The sequence below is a fragment of the Paenibacillus tyrphae genome, assembly GCF_024158745.1.
GTDB classification, from domain to species: Bacteria; Bacillota; Bacilli; order Paenibacillales; family NBRC-103111; genus Paenibacillus_G; species Paenibacillus_G tyrfis_A.
Genome location: NZ_JAMZAW010000010.1, coordinates 159,078 through 179,893, shown reverse-complemented (window position 1 = coordinate 179,893; position 20,816 = coordinate 159,078). Strand labels below are relative to the sequence as shown.

General features: G+C 49.3%; 20 protein-coding genes, 2 pseudogenes and 1 riboswitch. Of the genes and pseudogenes, 20 read left to right on the top strand and 2 right to left on the bottom strand.

Annotated features, from left to right (window positions below):
- The first annotated feature begins 158 nt into the window (after window positions 1–158).
- The 4 genes from NI000_RS16775 to NI000_RS16760 all read left to right on the top strand — a co-directional run bounded on the left by NI000_RS16775 (window position 159) and on the right by NI000_RS16760 (window position 6,461).
- A complete protein-coding gene (locus NI000_RS16775; RefSeq protein WP_253412439.1) occupies window positions 159–2,363 on the top strand; it encodes a DUF6531 domain-containing protein in 2,205 nt (734 codons plus the stop codon).
- Between the two features lie 42 nt (window positions 2,364–2,405).
- Window positions 2,406–5,219: an RHS repeat-associated core domain-containing protein gene (locus tag NI000_RS16770; protein ID WP_253412437.1), complete on the top strand. Its 2,814-nt coding sequence runs from the start codon at window positions 2,406–2,408 to the stop codon at window positions 5,217–5,219.
- A 36-nt stretch (window positions 5,220–5,255) separates the two neighbouring features.
- On the top strand, window positions 5,256–5,546 hold the full coding sequence (locus NI000_RS16765; RefSeq protein WP_253412435.1) for a hypothetical protein: 291 nt from the start codon (window positions 5,256–5,258) through the stop codon (window positions 5,544–5,546).
- Between the two features lie 123 nt (window positions 5,547–5,669).
- Window positions 5,670–6,461: a hypothetical protein gene (locus NI000_RS16760; protein WP_253412434.1), complete on the top strand. Its 792-nt coding sequence runs from the start codon at window positions 5,670–5,672 to the stop codon at window positions 6,459–6,461.
- Window positions 6,462–6,754: 293 nt separating this feature from the next.
- Here NI000_RS16760 and NI000_RS37320 read toward each other — a convergent pair.
- A pseudogene (locus NI000_RS37320) lies at window positions 6,755–6,890 on the bottom strand (IS4 family transposase); the annotation flags it as partial.
- Window positions 6,891–7,092: 202 nt separating this feature from the next.
- Window positions 7,093–8,112 (bottom strand): annotated as a pseudogene (locus NI000_RS16755) (IS630 family transposase).
- 226 nt (window positions 8,113–8,338) lie between these two features.
- Between NI000_RS16755 and NI000_RS16750 the strand changes: the two are divergent.
- The 16 genes from NI000_RS16750 to NI000_RS16670 all read left to right on the top strand — a co-directional run bounded on the left by NI000_RS16750 (window position 8,339) and on the right by NI000_RS16670 (window position 20,753).
- A complete protein-coding gene (locus NI000_RS16750; RefSeq protein ID WP_253412432.1) occupies window positions 8,339–8,938 on the top strand; it encodes a hypothetical protein in 600 nt (199 codons plus the stop codon).
- 148 nt (window positions 8,939–9,086) lie between these two features.
- Window positions 9,087–9,443 carry a hypothetical protein gene (locus NI000_RS16745; protein ID WP_253412431.1) on the top strand — a complete coding sequence of 119 codons (357 nt, stop codon included), beginning with the start codon at window positions 9,087–9,089 and terminating at the stop codon, window positions 9,441–9,443.
- Complete coding sequence (locus tag NI000_RS16740) at window positions 9,431–9,826, top strand: hypothetical protein (RefSeq protein ID WP_253412429.1); 396 nt, start codon at window positions 9,431–9,433, stop codon at window positions 9,824–9,826. The genes NI000_RS16745 and NI000_RS16740 overlap by 13 nt, the downstream gene beginning before the upstream one ends.
- A 52-nt stretch (window positions 9,827–9,878) precedes the next feature.
- Window positions 9,879–10,382 carry a hypothetical protein gene (locus tag NI000_RS16735; protein WP_253412427.1) on the top strand — a complete coding sequence of 168 codons (504 nt, stop codon included), beginning with the start codon at window positions 9,879–9,881 and terminating at the stop codon, window positions 10,380–10,382.
- Window positions 10,383–10,771: 389 nt separating this feature from the next.
- Window positions 10,772–11,005 carry a hypothetical protein gene (locus tag NI000_RS16725; RefSeq protein WP_253412425.1) on the top strand — a complete coding sequence of 78 codons (234 nt, stop codon included), beginning with the start codon at window positions 10,772–10,774 and terminating at the stop codon, window positions 11,003–11,005.
- A gap of 124 nt (window positions 11,006–11,129) precedes the next feature.
- Window positions 11,130–11,474, top strand: a complete 345-nt coding sequence (locus NI000_RS16720; protein ID WP_253412423.1) for a DUF2512 family protein — start codon at window positions 11,130–11,132, stop codon at window positions 11,472–11,474.
- A 10-nt stretch (window positions 11,475–11,484) separates the two neighbouring features.
- Window positions 11,485–11,985 (top strand): DUF2243 domain-containing protein, encoded by a 501-nt coding sequence (locus NI000_RS16715; RefSeq protein ID WP_253412421.1) that lies wholly within the window; start codon window positions 11,485–11,487, stop codon window positions 11,983–11,985.
- A complete protein-coding gene (locus NI000_RS16710) occupies window positions 11,975–12,763 on the top strand; it encodes a cytochrome c oxidase assembly protein (RefSeq protein ID WP_253412419.1) in 789 nt (262 codons plus the stop codon). Before NI000_RS16715 ends, NI000_RS16710 begins: the two co-directional genes overlap by 11 nt.
- A 484-nt stretch (window positions 12,764–13,247) precedes the next feature.
- Window positions 13,248–13,541, top strand: a complete 294-nt coding sequence (locus NI000_RS16705) for a DUF3349 domain-containing protein (protein ID WP_253412417.1) — start codon at window positions 13,248–13,250, stop codon at window positions 13,539–13,541.
- 453 nt (window positions 13,542–13,994) lie between these two features.
- Window positions 13,995–14,197, top strand: a riboswitch (cobalamin riboswitch).
- Window positions 14,198–14,359: 162 nt separating this feature from the next.
- Window positions 14,360–15,442 carry a FecCD family ABC transporter permease gene (locus tag NI000_RS16700; protein ID WP_253412415.1) on the top strand — a complete coding sequence of 361 codons (1,083 nt, stop codon included), beginning with the start codon at window positions 14,360–14,362 and terminating at the stop codon, window positions 15,440–15,442.
- A gap of 19 nt (window positions 15,443–15,461) precedes the next feature.
- A complete protein-coding gene (locus tag NI000_RS16695) occupies window positions 15,462–16,268 on the top strand; it encodes an ABC transporter ATP-binding protein (RefSeq protein WP_253412413.1) in 807 nt (268 codons plus the stop codon).
- Window positions 16,265–17,272, top strand: coding sequence for an ABC transporter substrate-binding protein (locus NI000_RS16690; protein ID WP_253412411.1), 1,008 nt, complete (start codon window positions 16,265–16,267; stop codon window positions 17,270–17,272). The genes NI000_RS16695 and NI000_RS16690 overlap by 4 nt, the downstream gene beginning before the upstream one ends.
- A 21-nt stretch (window positions 17,273–17,293) precedes the next feature.
- On the top strand, window positions 17,294–18,385 hold the full coding sequence (locus tag NI000_RS16685) for a class I SAM-dependent methyltransferase (protein ID WP_253412410.1): 1,092 nt from the start codon (window positions 17,294–17,296) through the stop codon (window positions 18,383–18,385).
- A gap of 171 nt (window positions 18,386–18,556) precedes the next feature.
- Window positions 18,557–19,432, top strand: a complete 876-nt coding sequence (locus NI000_RS16680; RefSeq protein WP_253412408.1) for a sensor histidine kinase — start codon at window positions 18,557–18,559, stop codon at window positions 19,430–19,432.
- Window positions 19,433–19,482: 50 nt separating this feature from the next.
- Window positions 19,483–20,283, top strand: coding sequence for a nicotianamine synthase family protein (locus tag NI000_RS16675; RefSeq protein ID WP_253412406.1), 801 nt, complete (start codon window positions 19,483–19,485; stop codon window positions 20,281–20,283).
- A gap of 131 nt (window positions 20,284–20,414) precedes the next feature.
- On the top strand, window positions 20,415–20,753 hold the full coding sequence (locus NI000_RS16670; protein ID WP_253412404.1) for a DUF6262 family protein: 339 nt from the start codon (window positions 20,415–20,417) through the stop codon (window positions 20,751–20,753).
- The last annotated feature ends 63 nt before the right edge of the window (window positions 20,754–20,816 follow it).

Genomic DNA, 20,816 nt, shown 5'->3' with positions numbered 1-20,816 from the left:
AATATAGGCAACGATTAGGAAACCACAACCTTCAGCGTTGTGGTTATCTTTTTGAAAAGCATTTGCAAGAGGATAGATAAACGAAGTGATAGACTTGGCCAATCAAATGATATAACAAGTTCATCTTAGATTATGTTTGCATGCAGCTCGGGGGCATTATGAGCGAGGAAGACAGCCAAGCGTTAGTGCGGCAAGGCAGCTACCGCGACCCGATCGGCCTGTATGCGGCTCGGGAAGGGCAGCCGGAGGAGCCGTTATTCCTCGGTCAACTGCATGAAATCCAACTCGACCGCATCCATGGCGTATACAACGTCCGAGTGGATGTCATCTCGCATACATATCAACTGGATGTGCAGCGCAAAAGCCGTTCCTTCCAGCATGCGGGCATGCTTTATACGGATGTGCTGTCTGAAGTGATCCACGCGTATCCGGGTGGAAATTTTCTGGAAACCGACGCGTTCAAGCGCGGGGCTTCGCTCGGCGATCTGGTGCTCCAATACGAGGAGACCGACTGGGAGTTTATTCAGCGGATCGCTTCCCATGCGGGCGCGGTGGTGACGCCGGACGTCAGCACCCATGCCCCGCGTCTATGGATCGGAACGCCGTCGGGCAGGCAGCATGTGAAGCTAGAAGAGGGCGCCTACCGCATCCGGCATGACGTGCAGTCGTTTCTGACCGCGGTGGAAACGAAGGTCGAACGCTTCCAGGAGGAAGATTTTACGCGCTTTATCGTTGCGAAGGACCAATGGCTGGAGCTCGGGGCCGAGGTGGAGAGAAACGGCCGTCTGTTTGTCGTTGCAGGCATTCAGGGAGCGTTGGTTCACGGCATTTTGCAATTCGAATACCTATGTACCACCCCCGCAGGGCTGCGGCAAAACAAGCGGTATAATGAGAACCTGCCGGGTCTGGCGATGGATGGGAAAATTTTAGCGATCGGCGTCAAGAAGGCGAAAGTACATCTGGATATCGACAAAAACCAGCCGGAGCACGAAGCGGTCTGGTTCCCGTATTCGTCGCCGACGAGCCATATTTTCCATGCCATGCCGCCGGTCGGATCGCGGATCAAGCTGTATTTTCCGACGCATGACGAAGCGGAAGCGATGCTGATCCAATCGGTGCGGACACCGTTTTCCCCGCAGGGCGAGGCGGCGGAAAAGGCGAACAAGAAAATGGCCGATACGACCGTAAAGTCGTTCTCCACGGGCGGAGGCAAGGAATTCGAGCTGGGGACGAAAGATATTTCGTTCACGGCGAAGGAAGGCGCTCTGTTTATCACCATCGGCGAAGAAGATGGGATCACCCTGCAGAGCGATAAAGACCTCGTGCTGATGGCGGAGCAGGAACTATCGTTTAGCGAGCTGAAAACGTTCCGGGCCGAGGCTGAAGAAGAATTGTGGCTCGCAGGCGGCAAAAGCAGCATGATGCTGACCGACATGACCGATGTGACGGGCCAGCAGGTGATGATGACGGGCAGCGAGCGGCAGTCGTTCGAGGCGCTCAGCAACCCGGAAGCGGAGCAGGCCAAGAGCGACAAGGAGAAGGACAGCTTCCTGGAAAAGCTGGGGACGGCGCTGGATGTGCTGAGCATGGTGCCGGGTCTTGGCATTATCGCGGGAGCGGCGAGCGCGGTCGTGAGCATTTGCCGTGGAGACTTCCTCGGTGCGGCCTTATCTATCGGTTCGATGCTGCCGATCGGGGGCGCGGCGTTCGGCGCAGCGAAGGTCGCAGCCAAAGCGGCGGCGAAGGCAGGCAGCAAGATGGCCGGGAAGATCGGCCGGGCCGCGGCGAAGAAGGCGGTACAGTTCGGGAAAAATACGCTCAACAAGGTAATGACGGGAGCCCGGAAGCTGAAGCAGAAGGCCGAGGAGCTGCGGGAGCTGCTGCAGAAGAAGCTGCAGGAGATGCAGCAGAAGCTGGCGGAGAAGGGGAAGGCGCTGCTCCAGAAAGCGCTGGAGAAATCCGGTGCACACAAAGCGCTCACGTGGTTGAACCATAAAGTGCTAAAAAACTTTGATCGGACAAAAGGCCTCAGCGACCGTTTCTGTAAATGGGGCTTTGAACCGGTCGATCCGATCACCGGACGGATGATGAGCGAAGCGACCGACTTCGCATTTCCAGGTGCGCTGCCGCTCCAATGGAATCGGCGCTGGATCAGCGATAGCGGTCATCGAGGGTTGCTGGGCCATGGTGTGCATCACAATCTGGATATGCGGCTGGAAGTGCTGGATGATGGCATCGGTGTGTTGCTCACGGACGGGCGGGCGGTTTCGTTCGAACGTTTGCATCGGGGCCTGATGGAAACGCGAAACCCGAAGGAACGGATGGTTTTACGCCGGGAGGGAAACGGGTATGCGCTTTTCTAGGAAGACAGCCGTCTGACGTATCATTTTGGAAAAAAGACTGGGATGGAAACGAAATTCCATCTGAAGCGGATCGGGCAGGAATGGGGGCATTCCATCGTGCTCTCGTACGATGACCGCGGATATTTGCAGCAGGTGACGGACAGTGTAGGCCGGAGGCTGGATATCCAGACGGACGAAGCTGGACGCATCACGAAAGTGACCCATGTCTACCGCGGAGAGCAGCGCGAGGTGCTGGTGCAGTACGGCTACAACGAGGCAGGGGACCTAATAACGGTAACGGATGCGTTGGGGCAGACGACCCGCATGTCTTATGAAGGTCACCTGATGCTCAAGAAGACGGACCGCAACGGGTACAGCTTCCACTGGCATTATGACGGCCAGACAACCGGAGCGCGCTGCGTTCATACGTACGGGGACGACGGGCTGCTGGAAGGGCGCATCACGTACAACGACGGCTGGAACGAAGTGACAAACAGTCAGGGGCATATGAAGACGTACGAATATAACCCGGAGTATTACTGCACTCGGATTGTCGATCCGCTGGGCGGCGTTGTGCAGTATGAATATAACGAGCTGGGCGAGCTGCTGAGCGAAACGGACGAGGAAGGCCGGGTCACGCGGTATGCGTACGACGAGTTCGGGCGGGGCGTCGAGGAAGTGCATCCGGATGGAGGCGTATGGAAGTATACGTACCGTGAAGACGGAAGATTGGAGCAGGTGATCGACCCGGAAGGCGGTATCCGGGCATGGCAATTTGACGAGCAGGGCCGGGTGAAGGGAATTGTCGGACCCGATCAGACGGTGACGGCGCGTTTTGCTTACGATGAACGGCATCGGATCAGTGAAGTGCACGATCCGAAAGGCGCGGTAACGCGGCTCGCTTACGACGATCAGGATAACCTGATCGAGGTCACGCTGCCTGACGGGACGAGTGGAAAGTGGGCGTATAACCACCGGGGAGAATGCCTGCAGGAGACGAATCCGCTTGGAGCGAAGCAAGTGCTGGTCTACGATGCGCTCGGCCGAGTCGTGCGCTCCGAGCTGCCGGATGGCAATGTAATTAAGCTGAAGTATAACGCCTACGACGAAGTGATCCTCGCAGAAGACAACCAGCATCGCGTCGCTTTCGGCTATACCCCGCTTGGGAAGCTGACCTGGCGTGAAGAACGGGGCAAACGTGTCCAGTTGAGTTATAACAAGGAAGAAGAACTGACCGAAGTCATCAACGAGCGCGGGGAGCGGTATGTGCTGGAACGCGATGCGAACGGAAGTATCGTTCGCGTGACGGGCTTTGACGGAATCGTGCGGGAATACGTGCGAAGCCCCGCGGGTTTGCTACAGAAGGTAGGGCGCCCGGGCGGACGATGGACGGCTTACAGCCATGACGTCATGGGACGCGTAACGCAAGTGGAATACAACGATGGTCTTGTGGAGACGTTTAGGTATAACCGGATGGGGGAATTACTGGAGACAGCCAATCCTTTTGCGGCGGTGAAGCTGGATTATGACCGGGCTGGTCGTGTCATTAAGGAATGGCGGGATGCGTACTGGGTAGCAAGCCAATACGATGAGATGGGCAACCGGACGGAAGTAAGCAGCAGCCTTGGCGCTCAAGTGACGATGGAGCGCGATATCTTGGGGCAAGTTAGCCAGATGCAGGCGCAGCAGCAGCGCGGAGGCGACGCAGCCCAGAACGATAGCACGCCATGGATGGCGCAGATGAAGTACGATGCGCTTGGACAGGAAATCGAGAGACTGTTGCCCGGCGGCGTAATCAGTAGTTGGCAGTACGATGTCGCAGGACGGCCTGAACGGCACAGTGTAAAAGCAGGCGGACGGGAAACGCGCAAACGAAAGTATACGTGGGACGTCAATAACCGTCTAAAATCCGTGCTCAACGAGCTGACAGGCAAGAAAACGCAGTATGGATACGACGATTTTGGAACCTTGATCGGGGCCACGAACGACTTCGGCAAAATCTTCCGCATGGCTGACAATGTCGGGAATTTGTACAGCGACGGACACAAGACGGACCGGACGTACGGAGCCGGCGGGCGACTGCTGGAGTTCAATGGGACGAAGTACAGCTACGACGAAGAAGGAAATCTCACGGAGAAAATAGAACCGGACGGCACGCATTGGTGCTATGAGTACTATGGCAACAATATGATGAGCAAGGTTGTGCGGCCGGACGGGCAGGAAGTAACGTTTACGTATGACAGCCTCGGTCGCAGGATTGAGAAGCATTTTAACGGTGTAGTACACTGTTATGTATGGGATGGAAATACCATCCTGCATGAGTGGAAAGCGGAGAAAATCCAAGCTGAAAACGGTGCAGAATGGGTTGGCGAACAGCCGAAGGAGAAGCAGCGGCTGGGACAAGCGCTGAATCCTGGCGGCTTGATCACATGGATCTTTGAAGACGGAACGTTTCATCCGACCGCGAAGATTACACCAGAGGGCTCGTACAGCATCATAACAGACCATTTGAGTACGCCTGTTGAGATGTACGACGATACAGGGGAAAAGGTGTGGTCGTGTGAACTGGACATTTACGGGAAGGTTCGGCGGCAAGATCTTTTAGGTGAGCGCAGCGCATGCCCATTCCGGTATCCGGGGCAGTATGAGGACGAGGAGACGGGGCTGTATTACAACCGTTTCCGATACTACTCGCCAGATGAAGGGATGTACACGCAGCAGGATCCGATTCGCTTAGCTGGCGGATTACGATTGTATGGGTATGTTTCTGACCCGAATGCATGGGTAGACATCTTTGGACTTAACCGTCGTCGACAAGGTTGTAATCCCATCGAGGAGATCGGAAATCCTTCACCTGAACAATTGCTAGGAATTTAGCATGCTAATGTGAGTCCGAGGGGGTCACTTAATGATTTGATTCGTTTAGACAAAAGAATTGCTAAAAAGACACAGAATCCTGAACGTAGACATCTTACTAGGGATGAAAAGAGATTAGCTCATCAGCATCTAAATGACCTTGCAGCTCGCAAGAGTGGAGATTCTGCCGCAGCACAAAGATTATCTAACTTTAGAGAGCATCCTCGTGAGGATGGATGGATGAGCCTTGATCTCGTTGAAGAAAATTCAGGGATATCAAATAAAATGAGGTTACTTTATAAGGAAGTAATTGACGGTATAGAGTGGATAGTTATTCAGAATCATTAAAGTGTAAGACGAATTATTAAATAAAGTGATATGCCTTATGTTAAGATTAGCGAAAAAGAATTAAAGAAAGACCTTTCTTCATAATATCTGACAGAGATAGTTTAATAAGAGGAGAAAGAATACGTGGTTAAAAAAATTATTGAACTAATAATGACTGCTTTGTTAAATGAAGATAATAGAATTTTAGTAGCCGGTTTAAAGTTATTAAAGAATGATTGTAACTTAGAAGAATTGGAAGGAGATTGCTATATTCAGCTTGCGAATATGCTTCCTTTGGTTAAGGACGAAAGTACAAAAGCGCTTTTAATCGAGACTATTGTTGAGTCTCCGGAGTATGTTTACGATAATGTACTGTTAGATGAATATGTAAAACTATTATCACAAGGTGCGACAAGCGTTAAAGAAGCAGCAAGATGTTTGGGTGCATTTACTGCTTCCGGCATTACTGACCACCAAATATTCTTAAAAATAACCGAAAACTTAGATAAAGAATTTGCCATTGAAGTACTAGTTTCAATGGGACGCTCTAAATGGGGGGATGTACCAAACCACCTAAAGTCATTCGCTCAGGAGCTTCAAATAGCACAAAGAATAAGATATCGTTCAGGAATAATAGCCTCTTTTTTGTTAATTGTCCACCCTTTGTGTTCAGAATATGCTCATATTAGTTCGTTATCTTTTGGGTATCCGTTTACTGAAGCAGCTGTGAATGATTGGGCGTGGGTGACTTCAAAAAGCACAGAAATTATAGTAGAAAAAAAAATAATAACTCCCAAAGAGGCTGAAGTATTGGTTAAATTAGGAAAATTATTAAGAAGTGATACGAATACAAAATTGGAAGAAATCAGGAAACTGTATTCAGAGTTTTTTGAAGATAAGGATCCGATAGATGTTATTTTTACTTTGCCAGAGTAGTATAATTTTTAAATCCCTAAAATAAAAATTACAAGGGAGGGTCTATTTTATGCATTTGCATGAAATAGACCTGTTTTTTGAATTAGATGAATGGGAGATTTGAACGTAGTCCCTGATTAGTTTGTTGATGATATTACCTAGTACAAAGGTGGAGTATGGGATGGATACAAGTGATGACATCTTAAAGAATCTCAAAATAATCCCATGGAAGAATTTGGTAGTAGTAATTTTAATAACTCAACTTTCGCAGCATAAGCCTTGATATAATTGGGCAAACTGGCGATCCATTGCTAGAGTTGACGTTGGATAAGTATCGCGAATCGCTTTCCAGCTTTCTTAGCGACCTCGCAGATCCAATCGACCAAATTACTGCAATGCTAAATCCCAATCGATGATGCCAACTTCATCGCAACGCAAATAGAATAGTCCACACGCAGGAATTTCTATTAAGATTAACGATAATAATGACAATTCGTTTGTCTGGGAAGCCAAAAGAGGGAAGGATACCTATATCGCCTCAGATCCATTAAGGTCATTAGGCTTAGTTTGTATCGGGAAAGAATATGGCAAAAAATGGAATTAACAGACACCAAATCATTATGATTTGATTCTATATAAAACGCACTTAAGATTATAACTGAATAAGCAAGCGATCAATGGTTTGCTGAGGGTGTTTATTAAGCCGGTTCATAAAGGCTGTGACATGAAGACGGATGCGATAGAACTTATTGTGATAACATCGCTCCTCAGCCATTTCAAACGCCTTCCATCAAGTTTAACTCGGGACTGTAAGGCGGAAGAAAGACAAGTTGTAGACGTGGATGTTCCCGTAGAAAAGGCTGGAAGTCTGTGGCGTGATGAATACGGCTGTTATCCAAAATCATGACGATCTTTCCTTTTGGACAATCTTCCAGTAAATCGGATAAGAAACGATCCAGGCTGCTACGTCTGCTTTCTCTTCTTCCCAATGATGGACCTGCCCAGTCTCATAGTTAATCGCACCGAACAACTTGGCACCTTCATGTCGACCATGAGTTTGAATTTTACGCTGCTGTCCCCGAGGAAACCAGTTATATTGCAACGCTTGATGTGCCCGAATTGCGGACTCATCCTCAAACAGCAGATGGTCAATCTATCCGTCTAGGAGTTTACGCTTCAACTCGGGAAACGTAACTTCTCAAAAGGTAGATTGGGCCCCCTTGTCTGCCTTTGCCAGCGCATAGGTCGCCTTTGTGAAGCTGAAACCAAGTCGTCTCAGGATTTTGCTGACGCCGCGAACGCTGTAAACAATGCCAAACTCACGCTTGATCCAAGAAGCGATCAGCGGCAGAGTCCAAGTGTAGCGCGCTTCAAAGCCGACATCGGCCGGTTGTTTGTCCATCAGCAATTCCGCCAATTGTTCATGCTGCTCTTCAGTCAGCTCTGGAGGCTTTCCTGGTAAACGCTCCATACGAAGGCCATCAAGTCCTTTTTCTTGATATTTATGCCAATAGATGCTGATCGTTTGACGGACAAGTCCAAGTAGACGGCTAATCTCAGCAAAGCCATGTCCTTCCAAGTGTAACCGTACAGCCAAATAACGTTTATATAACCGCTTGTTATGCGTTTCTTTCATCGCTCGGTTCAACTGATGAATTTCTTTTTTTCTCATCCTTACCGCCACCTTTTAGGGTTGTCTCACTGACTATTTACCCATTTGATGGCGTGGTGAGTTTTTTAAGTACGTTTTATATAAAAGATAAATCTGTGATTGGAAAAATGCGTAGAGCAGAAAAAAGAATAGCAAATTACATTAGAAAAGTTGGAGGATCAATGGTAGGTGGTCGACCATTTAAACCAGGAGCTAGAGGTCCAAAAGGAGGATGTCCATAATAAATATGAACGGAAATTTATTTGATATTTTGGATAGTTATTATAGGAATCCAAAATCTATGGAGAACTTTTGGGTAAAGAAAAAAGAATTCTCTAAAGTTCTTTCGCTGATTTTAGATGTAAAGCTAGATTCTTCTGCCAAAACAACTTTTCATCGTTATATAGATTATTTTATAAACTATACAATTGTTTTTTTGATTAAAAAAAATGATGATTTTTTACAATTGTTTAGTGAAGTGAATGACAAAAGTAAAAGGGCTACATTTATGGATCGCTACTTCTCGAATGATCTCATATCTTATGAAATGGTATGTATGATTCTTAATGATGAAGAATTAATAAAAAAAATTGGTTTACATCATGAGTGGATAGAATATCCTTTAATGTTACGGACAAGCTATTTACTTTCAATTTCAAAAGAAAGAGAATTAGATGAAACTGATATTATTCCCCGTGAATTAGATTTAGATTGCTCGTTTAAAGAATATCTTTTGTCTTGGAGCTTTGAAGAAAAAAAATTATCAAAAAAAGGTATTGATTACTTTAAGAAAAACTTTGAAAATAAGTATAATCAACTCTGTAAAATCATGGGGATCGATCCATAGACTAAACATATGTAGAGAAGACATAGTTCTTCTTTACATATGTTTTTTGCGTTAGAAATGGAATTGCTCAACCTGTATTTAGTTTATATCTTCAGAGGGTATCTATACACAACCGGACCCGATAGGTCTTGCCGGTGGGAATCCTACTTTGTATGGGTATGTTAGTGATCTAAATTTTGAGATAGATGTGTTTGGGTTAGCTAAAAAACCAAAAGCTCCACCACAAGTATTTAGCAAGAAAGAAAAACAAGCGTTTTTAGCTGCGCGTGAGGACATTTTAAACGGAAGAGGTACCCCTCATGATGTATACCAAGGCAGGGAATATCCAAGGTGGGCAGGAGCCAATGAGCATAGGGTAGTTGTACCAGGGGAAAGTGACAAATACAGAAAATTAGAATTGGAATTAGAAGGAAAAAATGGGGAAGTAGTAAAAAAATTAGGATATTCCAAAGATCATTATACAAAGATTCATGATGATTGGAGTAAAATAGGATGTCCAGGATAAAAAAGCTAGAAATACACTTAGAGATTGATGAACTAGGGTCAGAAACAGAAAGTATTCTTTTAAAGGCTGATAGATTCCATATCAAAGAAAACAATGGCATATACTTAATAGAACTGGAAAATGCGATAATGTTACGTGATTATCAATTAGAACAAGGGAGCTTACTTTTTGTAAAAACAAATGTTGGTCCATCAATTATGTCTATATACTGTCTCGAAAAGCAACATCTAATCCACAGAGAGAAACCCCAACCCATATGCATTAAAGCAGAATATGGTTGGATAAGAGCGGACTTCTGTAGTTTTTACCTTGACTTAATTAAATCATGGAGCGATAGAGAACAAAAATATAATTGGAGAGACCTTTCTATAAATTATTCTTGAAACGAATATGTTTTCAAATTTGATCGACAAACGTATACCACTCTCACCTGAATTGAAATTTTTTTATGATAATTGCACATTAAAAAAGGCTATTTTAGAAGATAGTTCCATCCAAAATGGAGTGAGTATTGACACCGGCACGTCTATTGCATATATAAGTACACCAGAGATGCTGTATAAAAGGCAATTAGGATTTCGTTGGGTCGGTGTAAAAGAACCATATAGGGAAGATGATAGCTGGGAACGTGCTTGGGTTGTCATTGCTGATAGAAATGAAGATCCTATTATGGTAGATACAAGTAAACCAGGCTCGCCTGTTCTTGCACGTTACGAAATGAATGATTTCACAATAATCGCTAAATCTCTTGCAGAGTTTTTTGAGGTGTTATCTATTGTAATAGAGGTTACGTACAAGAAATATCATGGTGAAATTATGAATGACGATGGGTTTGAGATTAGTGAGAAATTCCTCGATGATCTAAGAATTGCGTTAGGAACTATCCTAGACGATGATACACAAATTGAAAACATTTTAGATTATTTGTACGAACTTTAAAATGTTAACAATCCGCTAAGATTCCATATGAGGATTATAGTTTTATTCGATTTGATTTACGTATGTTAGAAATGGAATTGTTCTTCCGTGTATTTACTGTCTATCCTCATCTGAGACGACGTACCCCTTCCATCTCCGAATTGGATCGTGAACTATCGGCATGGGAGCGGCGCGTCCGAAACCAAAGCCAACGGGGCGTGGACTGGCAGTTCACGACCTCCGATGCAAGAATCAAACTAAAACGCCTTTATCCACAATTTAAAGATTGACAAGATACTATATAAGTTGAACTAAAGACTCCCGCTGTTTCTGGAAAGGATTACAAGGTCATTGACGTCGAATAAGTAAGAATCACTACTCTTTGGTACGGGAAAACGGATATCATTGATTTGATTGAAGAAGGAATCGGACATCATTATTTATTCATAATAGTGGATATTTCTACCGAATATATAGATATCTTTCATCATTCCTGGGATAGCGATCTTTATGATCGAAATATCAAGATGATCTATGCCCATGCCTTTGACAATGAGGCGAGCTTATATGAAGTTTGCGAAAAATTAAACGTCGATCCGGAACGGTTTGTAGCGTCATGGAAAGCGGAATATATTTTTGACTAAATGTAAAAGGTTATGTAAGGCATCTCATGACGAGATACCTTTTTGCCGTTCAACTTCATCTCCATGAATTTGTAAAGAAAATAATGCGCACATTAAAGATACCATCCAAAAAAGGGGCATTGTTGTGAAAATTATCGTCAAGCTTCTGCTTAACGGAGCGATTGCTGTTACGATCCTCCTTTGGCTGACAAGGGCTACGTTCTGGGAAGCGGCCATAGCCTCCGTTGTCCTTAGCGTGATAGCTTATTTGGTGGGTGACCAGTATGTGCTGAAGATAAGCAACAATACAGTCGCGACGCTTGTCGATGCGGTGCTGGCCTTTGTTTATTTTTGGGTCGTCGCTTCCTTGCTGAAATGGGATTTGAGTATCGGCGGGCTCATCTTCCTCACGCTGTTTCTCGGGGTCGGTGAAGCGGTGTACCACCGGTTTCTGGCAAGTGACCGGGAAAAGGAAAAGGTTAACGGGTAATTGGTGAATCATGGCTAAGCAAATGATAAAACCGGGATTCAACAAACGCTATCCATACTGGGACCGCAATCTGGGGGCGGGCTGTCTGTTCGGGCTTGGTTTGGTGGCCTTTGTTGATGAAGCCGTATTTCATCAACTGCTGCATTGGCACCATTTCTACGATAAGTCGACAACCAGTATCGGCTTGATCTCGGATGGCTTGTTTCATGCTTTTAGCTGGCTTGCGACGATCGGCGGGCTGTTCATGTTTGCCGACCTTCTCCGGCGAAACGCTTTGCTGCTCCAAAGATGGTGGGGAGGGGTTCTGCTCGGCAGCGGCGTTTTTCAGTTATATGACGGAACGATCCAGCACAAGTTGATGCGCCTTCACCAGATCCGGTACGTCGAAAATGTCATGATCTACGATCTGATATGGAACTTCGCCGCGATAGGCATGATCATGATCGGAAGTATGTTCCTCATTCGTTCGAAAAGTAACAAGCTTGGAAGGGTGGCCACGGATGAATCATGAGCTTTTCCATTACGAATCGAGGAGCCTTGCCGAGTTTGGGTTGGCGTGGACAGCCGTATTAGTACTGGTTCTTTATGTTTTTGCCGCGGTCGTATCCGGCCGTCGGTTCAAGCCGTGGCCGCTGTACCGATATGTTTGCTGGTTTTTCGGTATTGGCAGCGCAGCTGTTGCTGTGATCGGACCTTTGGCCCATCGGGGGCACACGGTTTTTGCAGCGCATATGACCGGGCATTTGCTGCTTGGAATGCTGGCACCGCTCTTACTAGCGCTTGCGGCACCCATGACACTTCTCTTAAGAGCCCTTCCCGTACCATGGTCGCGAAAGCTATCACATGCGCTGAAAAGTCGGCCGTTGGCAATACTAACCGATCCGGTGATAACCTCCCTTCTTAATATCGGAGGCTTATGGGTTCTTTATACAACAGACCTGTATATGATGATGCATCAAAATGCTATTATTCATATCCTAGTTCATGTCCATGTGTTTTGGGCCGGTTATTTATTTACGGTGTCCATGTTATATGTCGACCCGGCACCGCACCGGACAGGCTTCCTTTACCGTGCGACAGTGCTTGTATTAGCCTTGGCGGGACACGGCATCTTGTCCAAGTACATTTATGCCCATCCACCCGCCGGCGTGTCCGGAATACAGGCGGAGCAAGGGGGCAAGCTGATGTACTACGGCGGCGATGCCATCGACGTGGTTCTCATCTTTATGTTTAGCCTTCAATGGTTTAAAGCAGCCCGTCCCCGCATGAGGGTGGCCGCAAAGGCTTAAGATCTGAATATAAAGGAGGAATTTGAGACCATGTCACATCAATGCTATTACTGTGAAAAAAAGGCTGAAACTGCCCATAGTATTACGATATATGACGACAGCGGCGTTGAAGAGCGTCTCGAAGTTCTGTGCAGTCCCTGTTATGAGGATTGGCTGCTTTCGCAAAAAGGGTAATTGCCGATAATAAAAAATGCCGCAACTAATCGAAGCCACAGTTCAAGCCGCACTGTGGTTATTTTTGTTGGAATATTTTATTTTATGTCCAAGAACTGATAAAATGTTGGAGTGAGTCTGAACATATTTCATTAGATTTATAATTAATGTTATTTATTATTATTGTTATTTATAATTCGGTGCCAAGGAATTTTTTTATGGGAAAAGAGTTTGTTCTTTTGAAAATAAGAGAAGTGTGGATGGGATCTCCGTTGTAATAATTCTGAGGAATATTTCCTGTCTTGGCATCATCTTCTCAGGAGGAATTAACATGAGCGATCCCATACCAGAACATTTGGAAAGCACCTGTACCATGTTAAGTAAAGCGTTCCCAGCAGGCATCGGAGAACAGGAATACTATCCGCTGCTCGCCTTATTGTACGAACATCTGACGGATAGAAATTTAGCCGAAGTCATTGTTTTAGTTACAGGTAAAGATAGCGCTGTAGCTCTTAGTGATGTCCATCGATCGATAACGACAAATCGGCCTGGGCAGGAGAGTCTAGACTTAGTAAAAGGGAAGCTAATGCCTCATGGTTACGAAACATGGCTAAATGAAGAGTAGGTAAACCTATTTTAAAAAATCCGGGTTGTAAAACTTGAAGGTCGGATGGAGGAAGCCCGGGTGGATTTTAAATTCTCACTGCTAGATGATAGAAGTGATCTGATGGAGATAGCCCGCCGCATACCGTTTCTTTCATCGATTTTGCATTCTGTGACGAATTTAAAAAATATATTGCATCAAGCAAAGGATCCATCCATAGACTAGTTTATATAGGTATCGTCAACCATGAAAAAAGTTATTGGGAAAATGAACGGGACTTGCCCTATGTGATGACGAGCGAAGAGCTGAACATTTGGGAGAAATGGAGAGCATCCTATCCTATGGCTGCCAACGAATGGGCTATGCTTGACGAAGCTCGTCGAAAACTTGCAAGAACAGGGCGTTACGGTTGTCTCTGCATGAATAATTTCAGTTGACACTGGCTTCCAGACTGCTATAGACTTACTGTGGACAACCGAATAGGTGGAAACAGGTGCTTCAGCGATTGGCTGATGCTTAAAAGGGAAGTACGGTGCAAATCCGTCGCGGTCCCGCCACTGTTATGGGAGCCGGAAGGTCCGGCTATTTTTCGGCATAGCGTCACTGGAGCTTATTTCCGGGAAGACGCCGAAGGAGAAACCCTGAGTCAGGAGACCTGCCTGTTTTGACAACACTGCTATAACCTGCGGAGAATGGGGAGGTGTTAGGATGCTGGGACTAATTGGGGACCTTGATGGGTCAATCGGGTCGTCATCTCTTATGGAGGAGCATTTCTAACCGCTGATCGTGGTTGGAGATGCTCCTTTTTGCATGTACTTAGGAAAAAGAGGGGGAGTTCGATGAGCAGCATCATACAAGAGAGGTCTGCGCGAGCGGAACGAGCCGTGGCCGAAGGACGTTTCCCGTTGGTGCTGCTGGGGCTGTTCGGAATTTTGCTCGGATCCATTACGCTCGCGGTCATGCTGGGACCGGTTCGCATCGAACCGTCGATCGTCTGGAAGATTGCCTTCTCGCATATTCCCGGACTGGACCGTTGGCTGGAGCCCGACTGGTCCAAGGCTCAAGGCAACATCGTCTGGGATATCCGCTTCCCGCGCGTGCTGCTTGGCGCCGTCGTCGGAGGCGGACTGGCTGTGGTGGGCACCGCGATTCAGGCATTGACCCGCAACCCGCTGTCCGACCCGTATATTTTGGGAGTGTCCTCGGGGGCATCCGCCGCCGCGACGCTCGTCATTTTATTCGGAGCTTTTCAGCTGCTCGGGCAGTATGCTTTATCGGTGTCGGCTTTTATCGGATCGCTCATTGCCATTGTTCTGGTGTACATGCTGGCCCGCGTAGGAGGCGCGCTGTCCAATACCCGCTTGCTGCTCGCAGGTATTGCGGTATCGATGATGCTGTCGGCCTTGACCAGCTTTATCGTCACGATGGCTCCGAAGGAAGAAGGGATCCGCTCGGCGATGTTCTGGATGATGGGAAGCCTGACGGGGGCCAAATGGAGCTACTTGACGTTTCCGTCCTGTGTTGTCGTCGCCGGTACGCTGTACCTGCTGCTTCAATACCGCTCGCTGAACGCGCTGCTCATGGGGGAAGAGACGGCCGTGACCTTGGGGGTGAACATGGATCGCTTCCGTAAAGTTCTGGTTATTCTGACCTCTTTGCTGACGGGGGTAATCGTTGCCGTGAGCGGAGCCATCGGGTTTATCGGCTTGATGATCCCGCATTTAGTCCGGCTGATGGTCGGCTCCGATCACCGCCGCGTTTTGCCGGTCAGCGTATTGCTCGGGGCATCGTTTATGATCTGGGCCGACGTATTCGCCCGGCTCGTCATTGCGCCGGAGGAGCTTCCGGTCGGGATCGTGACGGCGCTGTGCGGAGGACCGTTCTTCATTTGGCTGCTGCGCCGCAGCTCATACTCATTCTAGAGGGGAGGGGACCAAGAAGATGAAGGTAGAGGTTCAAGGGCTCTCCTACGGCGTGAAGGGAGTGCCTATCATACAAGGCGTGGACCTGCGGATCCATCCCGGCGAATTTGTCGGCATTATCGGTCCGAACGGAAGCGGCAAATCGACGCTGCTCAAAAACATCTACCGCGTGCTGAATCCCCAAGCGGGGGGGATATCCTTGGACGGGCAGCAGCTGTCCGAGCTGACCCATAAGGAAACCGCGCAGCGGATGGCCGTCGTCAGTCAAGAGACGTCGTCTGCGTTTGATTTTACGGTGCGGGATATCGTGCTCATGGGACGCCATCCGCACAAACGGATGTTCGCCGCAGACACGCGGGAAGACGACGCCTTGGTCGACGAATCGCTGGAGCGCGTGGGAATGGAAACGTATGCGCGGCGGAGCTTTTCCAGCCTGTCCGGAGGAGAGAAGCAGCGCGTGCTGATCGCCCGGGCGCTGGCGCAGCAGTCGCCATTTTTGATCATGGACGAGCCGACGAACCACTTGGACGTCCGGTACCAGCTGCAAATGATGGACTTGGTCAAAACGCTCGGGATTACCGCATTATCCGCGCTGCACGATCTGAACATGGCCTGTTATTTCTGCGACCGGCTCATTGTGATGCATGAGGGCAAAGTGCACGCTTCGGGCACTCCCGAAGAAGTGATGTCAGCGGAGCTGCTGCGCCAGGTGTTCGGCGTGAGCGCGCAGCTGACCGTGCATCCGGTGACCCGAAAGCTCAGCATTACGTATTTTCCAGAATCGCTGCAACTTCATTTAACGCAAAAAGGAGCCTTAATTTCATGAAACGCATCTTAGCTGCTGCTTTATCTCTGTTATTCGTCTTCTCGCTGCTTCTCTTGGCCGCTTGCGGTCAAACGACGTCGAAAAGCCCGGCGGCAAGCGGGGACACCCCGCAGAACGGTACGCCGAAGACGGCGGCCTACAGCCCCGTGACGATAGAAAATATGGGCCGCACGCTCACCTTCAAGGAAGCGCCCAAGCGGGCCGTCAGCTTAAACCAACATACGACGGAAATTATGCTGTCGCTCGGCCTGGAGAAGTCGATGGTCGGCACCGCATATATGGACGACGAGATTCTCCCGGAATTGAAGGAGAAGTACGCCGCCATTCCGGTGTTGGCCGACAAATATCCTTCGCTGGAAGTGCTGCTCGGCGCGGAGCCGGATTTTGTCTACGGCCGCAAAAGCGCCTTTGCCGAAAAAGGCGTCGGCACCGTCGAAGCGTTGAAGGAAAAAGGAATCGAAGCCTACGTGGCCAAAGGGACGTATGTACCGTTTGGCACGCTGGAGGACGTCTATGAGGATATTGGGAATATCGGGCGGATATTCAACGTGCAGGCCAAAGCCGACGCGCTCATCGAGTCGATGAAAGCGAAAGTAAAAGAGATTCAAGCGAAGGTCGGGCCGCACGAGAAGCCGCTGCGGGTATTTGCTTTTGACAGCGGGCAGGACACCGCTTATACAGCGGGCAAGTCGTTGTCTACTCAATTGATTCAGCTTGCGGGCGGCAAAAATATATTCGACGATGTCGAAAAAGGCTGGGCGAAGGTCAGCTGGGAGGAAGTCGTCAAGCGCGATCCGGAGGTCATTCTGATTTTCGACTACGACAAACCGTCGGCTGCGGAGAAGATTAAGTTTCTGCAGAGCCTGCCGGCCATGGCGAACGTAACGGCCATCAAGAACAACAAGTTTGTCATCATGCCGCTTTCCGACGTGTTCGAAGGGGTAAGAAACATGACGGCTTTGGAAAAAATGGCAAAAGGCTTTTATCCCGAGAAGTTTAGCTAAAAAGCGTCAGGAGGAGCGGCATTGACCACAACGGAATGTTCATTTTGCCATTATATTTATGACGAGTGGTTCGGCGATTGCCGCAACGGCGTGCCTGCGGGCGTGGCGATCGGGGCTTTGGCCGGAACGGTCTGTTCGCGGTGCGGCCTCCAGGGCGTGCGACACGAGTCGCGGGCCAACGCGCCGTATGCGGGGCTGGAAGCGGAGTTGTACGACCAGTTCGCGGGGAAAGCGGGCATCGTCTTTGCCCGCGATTGGATCATGGGCACCGCCGCCGGCTTCTCCGAGCCGCCTAGTGTGCTGGAGCTTGGCACCGGCACCGGCCGAATCGCGGTCGAGCTGGCGCAGCACGGCATCCGGGTATGCGGCGTGGACCGGAGTCCCGACATGCTGAAGCTCGCGGAAACGAAGCGCCATCGCGTGCTTAAGGACCGTGCGGATACGCTGGAGCTGGTGGAGCAGGACATGCTGGAGCTGGAGCTTGCGGAGACGTTCACGCACGTTCTGTGCCCCGAGGGAATTATCCAGCATGTGACCCGGATGAGCGAGCACCGGACCGTGCTTGGGAACATTCGGAAGCATCTTGTTCCCCAAGGGCTGCTTGCCGTGGAGCTGCTGCTGCCACCTGTGCAAGCGAGCTGGAAGACGGTGCAGCGCAAGGTGCTTCCGAAGGACAAAATCGTCTACAAGCACGTGGAAGGGGAAACGTCGCTGCGGCGTCAAATCTACCGGCTGACCGCCACCTACGAAACGTTCGTGCAAGGCTTGGAACAGCCCAGATACCGGGTGGAACGGGAGCTGGCTCTGATGACGCCGAAGGAGCTCGTGCTGCTGCTGGAATCGGAGGGCTTCGAGGTGGTCGGTCTCGTGGAAAACGAAGGCGGCAGCAAGCCGTGGAGCACCGTGCTTCCGAGCGGGCTTGACCGGGCCGTGTCCGAGCTGAAGCCGGACGAAACCTTGGAGACGCTGGAAGCCGAGGGGCGTCTCGGCTCAGCGACGCTGCCCTACACGCCCGAGGCATGGCACGCAGGAAGCTTTCCGGTCGGAACGGACGTCGGAATGAACGCGCACGCGGCAGCCGCGTCCTTCACGATCCTGACGAAGAAGCGCTGATCGGACTGTATCTATACCATAATCCTTGTCGAAGGCGGCAGGGATTATTTTTTTTTGCAGACATTCTTCATTAGAAAAGATAGCCCCGCCGAGTCATAGGCACGGGTGCTGAATTATGTTTAGATGAAGGGGCGTGGTTGCGCCGAGTTCATACCGGGAGGATTTGTCTCATTGTATAAACATTTGAAAAGCTTGATTTTGATCATCCCTACGCTAACGATCGGGATATGGGAATATACCCGACATGCGTTTTTGCTTCCTTACATTTCGATGGATTTGGGCAACTGGCTGGCGCCTTTGCTCGTTTACCTCGTCACGATGACGCTGCTTCGGAAGCTGTTCGCGATGATGGAGCAATTGCAGGAGCAGCTGCAGCAGGAGCGGGCCGCGAAGGCGGCTTTGGAGGAGCGGGAGAAAGTGGCCTCGGAGCTTCATGACGGCATCGCTCAATCGTTATTTCTGCTATCGGTCCGCGTGGACCGGATGGAGCAAAGCCATGCGATTCCGATGGGAGAATTGTACCAAAGCCTGCGGAAAACCGTGCACGAAGTGAACGACTATGTCCGCCAGGCGATCGACGGCTTGCGGTATCCGGCCGTGCCGCAGACGCAGCCGTGGATGGAGTCCGTCCAGCACCTGATCGCGGATTTCAGGAAGGATACCGGCATCGCCGTCCACTTGGAGTGGGAGCTTTCCGAGGAGCGCATGACCGTGAAAGAAAAAGTGGAGCTGTACGCTACGCTTCGCGAGGCGTTGATCAATGTCTTCAAGCATGCGGCAGCGGCAAACGTCTGGATACAAGGCAAGGACGCCCCAGGACCGGGAAGCGGCTGGAAATGTACGGTTGCGGACGACGGCCAAGGCTTCGCATCCGATCCGCTGTCGAAGAAGAATGGGTACGGCTTGAAGATCATCCAAGACCGCGCGGCCAAGATGCGCTGGACGTTTGCTCTCCGCAGAGAGAACGGGCGCACCGTGCTGACCGTGAACAAGCCGGATGACGCATTATTCGAGCATAAGGGACAAGAAAACCAAATACGTATTTGAGTAAGCCTCACAGTTTCCTTGGAAATAGAGCAAGAAACGGAGGGAGCTTATTGAAGCACAGGTATGCTTTTTTGCTTTCCTTGAAGCTGCTTGAATACGAGATACGTCAATTAACCGATTTCTCTAGACAATGCCCGGATTGCTTTGACTTGCTTCAAACCAAATTGGACGATCTTTGCCGGTTTATGATCAGCGAAGAGAACGAACGGCAGTGGCTCTTATGGAGCGATCATGAAGAAATAAGATGGCATGGCGAGCGGCTGCGGGAGGCGTCGGCGCGGGCGCTGTGCGACATGGAGAAATATCAGTCCACCCGTACGCTGGAGCGGCAGACGGATATGGGCCGGTATTTATCCGTCTTGTCGGACACGGTTCATGACGAGCTTCGGCGTTTTCGGATCGGCCGTACGTCGAAGGTGCTGTTCGTAGGTGCGGGTGCGTTCCCCTTGACGGCTCTGACTGTTGCGAAGGAGACGGGGGCGGATGTGCTGTGTCTGGATATCGATACCGAAGCCCTCGATCTGGGAAGCAGAATGGCGGAAGCCTCAGGCTTGCACGATAAGGTGCAATTCTCGGGCCATGGTCTGAAGGAGCTGGCTTTTGTCAAAGAGGCAACGCATGTCATGATTGCGTCTCTTGTCAAAAACAAGCTTGAAGTTCTGGAGGACTTGAGGCAGGCCGTCCATCAGGACACGAGCATCATTTTACGCTACGGCAATGGGTTGAAATCGATTTTCAATTATCCGCTCGAAAGCGATTTGTCGCAGGAATGGGAGCTGTCTCCGGTCGTACAGAGCAGGGGCATTTACGATACTCTCATGATCAAGCCCAAATGGATGGAAGGACGCTGAAGCCGGTCGTCCACCGTTTGTTCATAAAAAAGGCGGAAAATTGACTCAAAGGGGTCATTTTTCGCCTTTTATCGTTGGTTATAATAAGGACGAGGGTTCGCGAAAAGAACAGAATGCAGGGAGGCAGCCTTATGCAGCGTAGAAATGTCGAAGGGATTAAAAAATTCAGCGAGCAAAAGACGGTTGAGGCGTACCGCAAGGCCGTATCGGCCATTGAACGGTTGGGGAAGGAAAAGCTGAAGATTAATTTCAATACCGTATCGATTGAGGCCGGCGTATCCAAGCCGTTTCTGTATACCCATCCTGAGCTTCGCGACAAAATCGAACGGCTGCGCAGGCAAGAGCAGACGGAGACGAGCGAGAAATGCAGGCTTACGCAACGGCTGGAGGAAGAGAACGAGAAGTTGCGAAAAGAAGTGCGGAGATTGCGAGAAATTCTGAGAAATTCGAAGACACCCGTTATTATTTAAAGTAAATGGCGTGTTTGTTCAATTTTTTATCAATATATTAGCCCTGGGGAGTCATTTTGAACG